This is a genomic window from Mesorhizobium kowhaii, assembly GCF_003253745.1.
In the GTDB taxonomy this organism is placed as follows: Bacteria; Pseudomonadota; Alphaproteobacteria; order Rhizobiales; family Rhizobiaceae; genus Mesorhizobium; species Mesorhizobium kowhaii.
Genome location: NZ_MZXV01000034.1, coordinates 47593 through 53640, shown reverse-complemented (window position 1 = coordinate 53640; position 6048 = coordinate 47593). Strand labels below are relative to the sequence as shown.

General features: G+C 60.7%; 6 protein-coding genes. 3 read left to right on the top strand and 3 right to left on the bottom strand.

What is annotated here, in order from left to right; translation table 11 throughout:
* Nucleotides 1–180: 180 nt before the first annotated feature.
* Entirely contained in the window at nt 181–1035 is an 855-nt protein-coding gene (locus tag B5V02_RS18015; RefSeq protein WP_146606082.1) for an oxidoreductase, read from the bottom strand.
* Nucleotides 1036–1675: 640 nt separating this feature from the next.
* Here B5V02_RS18015 and B5V02_RS18005 point away from each other — a divergent pair.
* On the top strand, nt 1676–2572 hold the full coding sequence (locus B5V02_RS18005) for an alpha/beta fold hydrolase (protein WP_111545518.1): 897 nt from the start codon (nt 1676–1678) through the stop codon (nt 2570–2572).
* 87 nt (nt 2573–2659) lie between these two features.
* On the opposite strand, the gene B5V02_RS18000 is transcribed toward B5V02_RS18005, so the two are convergent.
* The gene (locus B5V02_RS18000; RefSeq protein WP_111545517.1) at nt 2660–3157 is read right to left on the bottom strand and encodes a cupin domain-containing protein; all 498 of its coding nucleotides are present in this window, start codon (nt 3155–3157) and stop codon (nt 2660–2662) included.
* 25 nt (nt 3158–3182) lie between these two features.
* The gene (locus B5V02_RS17995; protein ID WP_111545516.1) at nt 3183–3860 is read right to left on the bottom strand and encodes a peroxiredoxin-like family protein; all 678 of its coding nucleotides are present in this window, start codon (nt 3858–3860) and stop codon (nt 3183–3185) included.
* A 416-nt stretch (nt 3861–4276) separates the two neighbouring features.
* On the opposite strand from B5V02_RS17995, the gene msuE reads away from it, so the two are divergent.
* Together msuE and B5V02_RS17985 are read left to right on the top strand one after the other, a co-directional pair.
* Nucleotides 4277–4837 carry an FMN reductase gene (msuE, locus tag B5V02_RS17990; protein ID WP_111545526.1) on the top strand — a complete coding sequence of 187 codons (561 nt, stop codon included), beginning with the start codon at nt 4277–4279 and terminating at the stop codon, nt 4835–4837.
* Between the two features lie 34 nt (nt 4838–4871).
* Nucleotides 4872–6041 (top strand): acyl-CoA dehydrogenase family protein, encoded by a 1170-nt coding sequence (locus B5V02_RS17985; RefSeq protein ID WP_111545515.1) that lies wholly within the window; start codon nt 4872–4874, stop codon nt 6039–6041.
* Nucleotides 6042–6048 lie beyond the last annotated feature (7 nt).

Here is a 6048-nt window from a genome sequence, read left to right as displayed (position 1 = left end):
AATGTCAATGGTGTGAGTGAGTGTGTCGGCGCCCCACGCCCCCCGGCCTCGCTGTCTCTCAATGCCATCACTTGTGAGCCGTACGGCAACGCCAGTTTCAGGTGGTTTAACCGAAGTCTTTTGGGCCCAGCCTGCGAGGTTAAGCTCGGTGCCGGACTCCCCCTCCCAGAACCGTCGCTGCTAGCCATGGAAGGCATCCACCCCGTCCTCGACGAGCGGGTATAGAAACGCGCCGAGATCGGCAGGTGTCGAAAATAGCTTTGCCTTGAAATCGTGCATCTTCCACTGCGAGAAACGCATCACGACGGGGAAGGCCGCCCCGGCACGGCGCTTGATCTCGGTGACGATCTCGACGGCCAACCTGGTCCGGTCGGCGATGCCGCTGCCGCCAAAACGATCGGTGCGGATATTGGACTCCGACCAGAAGAACTGGTCGAGGAGATAGCCATGCCCGCCGTGGAGTTCGACTCCGTCGAACCCCAAGTCACTGGCGAAGACCGCCGCCTTGGCATAGGCATCGATCACTTCGTCGATCTCCTTTTGCGTCGCAGGCTCATCCGTCGGTGTTGGCATAATACCGAAACCGCCAGTCAGGCCGGATGGACCGACGAGGTGCCCGCGAGAGGCCCCGGTGTTCTCTTCGAAAAGCTGCCCAACGTGCCATAGCTGCGGAATGATCGAGGCGCCGCCTGTGTGGACTTCTTCCACCACGTGCTTCCAGCCGGCGAGCGCATCTTCGCCATAAAAGCGCGGCGCGTTCGGATCGTCGGATGCGCTCCAGTGCGGCACCCAGGTGCCTTCCGTCACGATTAGGCCGACGCCACCTTCGGCTCGTCTGCGATAGTAAGCCGCCACGTCCGGGCCGGGGACGCCTTCGGGAGAGAGGGATCGGGTCATCGGCGCCATGACGATCCGGTTCTTGACAGCAAGCGATCCAATCCTCCCAGGCTGGAAGAGGATATCGGGTATGTACGTCGCGGTCGCGATTTCGGACTGTATCATATCGGCTTTCCGTGGCTCGATATAGAAGGTCACGATATGGCGGGCTCTTGTGGGGCTTCGCCACAACTGCCTGGCCCTCGTGGAGGCTCTCCTCGCTGTACCGACCCTGGTCAGCGAAAGGGAATGCGCAGGGGTTCGAAAGTGTCGATATGTTCATGCCACGCTTGCAAAACCGCCAACACCCTGAATCGTCTGATGTTATCCATCGGCCGGGCCGATCAGATGACACAGATGCGATGCAAGGGGCATTTGCGTTCATGAGGAAATCGGCTGCAACCCGGCTCAAATACCGCCGGCGGGTTTGACGCTAGGCGCCAACCCATCATTCCGTCTCAAAGCAGCACAGCAGTCGCCAGTCCAATTATTCCCAAGGCAGGCCGACGCGGCTAAGTTGTGCTTGGAATTGTCACTCAAGACCACCGCCAACTCGATAGCGGCGGTTCCGGGGCAGAGGTGTTGACAGCGCTGGCGCGTGGTCCGAACCTCGTGTGCCGAACGTCAATCGGAGGAGGTTCGTTGAAGGGATTTGTCTTTGGCTAGTTGCCTGTGACAGCAACACGGAACCGATGAAAACCAACACCGACACAATCCGCACCAATCCCCGACTTGGCCAGGACACCAGACCGAAGTCGACGACTGGCGGTGGTCAACCTGTCACAGCCCCGGAGAGCAAATGACCTCGGTATCATATTGCGATACCCCGCTGTTGCGTATTGCCTATCTCCGTGGTGGGCCGGAAGAGGGGAAGCCTGTTATATTGCTGCATGGATGGCCCGACGATGCGACCACTTACGCACGCGTCGCGCCGACGCTTCACCGGTCAGGTTTCCGAACGTTTTCGCCTTGGCTGCGAGGTTTTGGAAAGACATCGTTCCTGTCCAAGCAAACCATGCGTTCCGGCGAGATAGCCGCCATGGCGCAGGATGTGTTGGATTTTGCCGATGCACTTGGCCTTAGTCGCTTTGCGGTCGTCGGGCACGATTGGGGAGCCAGAATCTCCTACCTGCTGGCGTCGGTTTTCCCGGACCGCATCAATTGCTGCGCCGCGCTCTCACTCGGCTGGCAACCGGGAAAGCCGGCCACGCCGGCGCCTGAGCAAGCAAAGGCATTTTGGTATCAATGGTTCATGGCAGCCGCGCGCGGCGCCGAGTTCGTGCGACACCACCGCAAGGAATTCGCCAGATTCCAGTGGAACACATGGAGTCCCCCAGGCTGGTTCGACGACGCCGTTTTCGACAACGTGGCGGCATCCTTCGAAAATCCTGACTGGCTCGACGTCACATTGCATTCCTATCGGGTTCGCTGGGAAGAGGCCGACCCCGATCCTCATTACGCCGAGCTTGCTCGTCGGCAAACATCGGTCAAGGTCATCACAGTGCCTACCCTGACGCTTCACGGTGGAGATGACCGTGTCGTGTTTCCGCGATCTTCTGAGGGGCTGGAGGAGCATTTCACCGCATCCTACGAGCGGGCGGTGCTCCATGGCGTCGGGCACTTTCCAACGCGCGAGGCTGCGGAAGAAGTTTCCGGATTGCTGGCCAAATTTCTAGACGACTACGGCAGACAATAAGAGGCTCGGTGGCTGCCCGCTACTGGTCGGAGATCGGCTTGCGCGGCAACTGCTGAGGCCGAGCCGCATCGCCGATCGTCTGGAAGTTCACCTATGGATTGGATCTATCCAGAGCACCTCTTCGGGTGCTTCCACAGGTTCGATGTCCAGATTGACGACCACCGGCTCTTGACCTGACCTGACAAGAACGCATTCCAGCGTCTCGTCGCGGCTGGCATTGATTTCCTGATGCGGCACGTAAGGCGGCACGTAGATGAAGTCGCCGGGGCCGGCTTCCGCCACATATTCCAGGCTCTCGCCCCAGCGCATGCGCGCCTTGCCCTTGACGACATAGATGATGCTTTCCAGATCGCCATGGTGATGAGCGCCGGTCTTGGCGTTGGCGTGGATGGTCACCGTGCCGGCCCATATCTTTTCGGCGCCCGCCCGGGCCTTGCTGATCGCCGCGGCGCGGTTCATGCCGGGCGTCTGCGCCGTGTTGGGGTCGAGCGAATTGCCGGGAATGACCTTTACCCCGTTCTCGCGCCAGTCAACTGGCGCGTGGTCATGGTCATCGTGGCCTTCGTGCCTGTGGTCGTGTGTCAAAATCTTGCTTTCTGTTGTCGGCTGTTTACGCAGCGGCGCGGGCGGTAATGGTCTTCAGGGCATCGATGATATCGACCGGTTCGGTGCGCACAAGCCAGTCCGGGCTGACATCGGCAAATCGCACCGTCCTTGATTGATCGATGACCACCGCCGTCGGCATGGGCAGTTCCCAGGTTCCTGTCCCGGTCACCTCGCCGATCGGGGTGCCGCTGTCGAGTGAAACGCGGCGCGAGGGTTCGTCAAAGGAATAGAGAATACCGAACCGGCGGCTCAACGCATTGTCCGCGTCGGTTGCAATCAGGAAGTCCAGTCTGTGACGATCCTTGATGTCGCGCAATTTTTCGGCAACCTGCGGACTGACGCCAACCAGCGTTGCTCCCAGCCTGTTCAGTTCGGGAGCCAGATGCTGGTTGTAGTAGGGCAAGGCGACATTGCAGACCGGGCAACCCGCGAAGCGGAAGAAGATCAGCACCAGAGGCCCGTTTTCGAGCAGACCTTCCAGCGTAAGCGACTGGCCGCCCACCTCGGTCAACGCGAAGGGCTGAACGGTATCTCCCGCCTTGACGAAGGCTGAGCGGTCGGCCGTGTCGACGAGCAGGCGCCGCTGGTCGACGTTGATCTTCAACCTGTCCGCGGGCATCGTCAGCGCCCGCTTGGACTGGAATTCCGCAAGGGTTTCGTTGAGCGATTGAGCCTTGGACATCGGTCTTCTCCATAGCTGAGGAACACCGAAACGGCGCGAGCGATGATCCGGCCGTCAAGGTCCGTTCAGGATAGGTGGCCACGGTCGCGGCGCGAGAGAAAAAATTGCGCAGCGGATTTCGCCGCGCAACGAATTGTCTATTTCGGGCGGACAAGCCGAAGTCGGTTTTTCCATCGAACGATCGGGCGCGCCAAACCTGCATCCGCAGGCAGGCGGTCGACCGTAAAATGCCCACGCCCGGTTGGGCGCCGCCGCAGGCATGATTTTCTAACGGACAGCGAAGATTCGAAACGGTCGTGGCTCCTTCTCTCTAAATCTATAAATACTATAGACATTAGACGTCTCAGCACCATTTGCTGGCGCGGCATGGTGTTCGTTCGAAAAAACATGGCAATTTCCACGACGAAGGTGCCTGCATGTCTCACGGAAAACTGGTCGGCCTGGTCGGCAATTTCAGCCGTCCGTCCAAGTCCTACGCCTTGGTCGAGACAGTCACTGAGCTTGCATGTGACCGGTATGGTCTTCGCTCCGAACTCTACGACCTGACCGATATCGGTCCTTCTCTGGGCAACGCCCGGCGCTATGATGATCTCGATGCAGCCGCGCGGAGAGCCGCGCAGGACATCATTTCGGCAGATGTGCTCGTCGTCGGGTCGCCGACCTACAAAGGTAGCTATACCGGGCTCTTCAAGCATTTTCTCGACCTGATCGATCCGCTCGCCCTGCAAGGTAAACCAGTGATCCTGACCGCCACGGGCGGTGGTGACCGCCATGCGCTGATTGTTGAGCATCAGCTTCGCCCGCTTTTCGGTTTCTTCATGGCGCATACGCTGCCCAGCGCCATCTATGCGGCCGACCGGGATTTTGCCGATTACCGCCTCGTCTCGCAGCCCATTCGCCATCGTGTCGAACAGGCAGTCGCCGAGCTTGGTGCGTTTTTCCCGCAAACATTGCGTCACTCATTGGCTGCCGAGTGATGCCGTCGTCAACCGCGGCAGGAGGGATGCGTAGATGACGGTCACTCCGCTTCGCCCAAGGGTTGCAACGGCCGCTCGCACGTCCGTGGAGGCAGCCGTCGAATTGGCGCGCACATTTGCCGAGACCGCCGGCGACTATGACGAGAGTGCCGCGTTTCCGCACGAGAACATTTTTCGGTTGCATGATGCCGGCCTCATAGCGTTGACGGCACCGGTCGAGTTCGGCGGTGGCGGCGCAGGTCTGGGCGAAGCATCTGATGTGATCCGCGAAATAGCCCGCGGCGAACCGTCGACGGCGCTCATCCTGATCATGCAGTACATAAACCTTGCCACGCTGCCCACAGGGCGCTGGCCCGAACACCTCGTGTGCCAGGTGGTTGCCGATGCCGTCGAGAACGGCGCCTTGATCAATGCGTTTCGCGTGGAGCCTGAACTCGGCACTCCGATACGGGGAGGGCTTCCGGCGACCACCGCGCGGCGCACGGGCGACGGCTGGTCGATCAGCGGTCGAAAGATCTATTCGACGGGTGCCGAAGGCCTGAGCTGGGCGATTGTATGGGCGAGGACCGACGAAGACGACCCGCGTGTTGGCGGCTTTCTGGTTCCCGCCAATGCGCCCGGACTGCGCATCGAAAAAACCTGGAATCCGCTCGGCATGCGCGCCACCGGAAGCCACGATGCCGTGCTGGAAGATGTGCGGGTTCCCCTCGATCATGCCGTTGACATCCGTCTTCCGTCCGAGTGGGATACACGCGGCGAAGGGCAGGCCGCATGGTTCGGCACGCTGCCGGGCGCGCTTTATACCGGCGTTGCGCAAGCCGCGCGCGACTGGCTGGTGCGTTTTCTGAAGGAGCGCGTGCCGACCAATCTCGGCCAGCCGCTGGCGACGGTTCCCCGCATCCAGCAGGCGGTTGGCGAAATCGAGGAATTGATCGCCGTCAACCTTCGGCTGATCGCTTCGGCGGCGCGCGATGTCGACGAAGGGCGTCCTTTCACCCTGTCGGAAGCCGGCCTGATCAAGGTGGTCACTACGGAAAACGCGATTGCCGCTGTCGAAAAGGCGCTGAAGCTCACCGGCAATCACGGCATCTCACGTCACAATCCGCTCGAGCGCCATCATCGCGACGTGCTCTGCGGTCGCATTCACAGCCCGCAGGAAGACACGGTTCGGCTCGGCGCCGGCCGACTTGCTCTTGGCATCTGACCAGCAA

What these genes read in the sequence shown, in the direction of transcription:
- B5V02_RS17985 (WP_111545515.1), top strand. Translation starts at nt 4,872, where the DNA reads ATGACGGTCACTCCGCTTCGCCCAAGGGTTGCAACGGCCGCTCGCACG.
- B5V02_RS17995 (WP_111545516.1), bottom strand. Translation starts at nt 3,860, where the DNA reads ATGTCCAAGGCTCAATCGCTCAACGAAACCCTTGCGGAATTCCAGTCC.
- B5V02_RS18005 (WP_111545518.1), top strand. Translation starts at nt 1,676, where the DNA reads ATGACCTCGGTATCATATTGCGATACCCCGCTGTTGCGTATTGCCTAT.
- msuE (WP_111545526.1), top strand. Translation starts at nt 4,277, where the DNA reads ATGTCTCACGGAAAACTGGTCGGCCTGGTCGGCAATTTCAGCCGTCCG.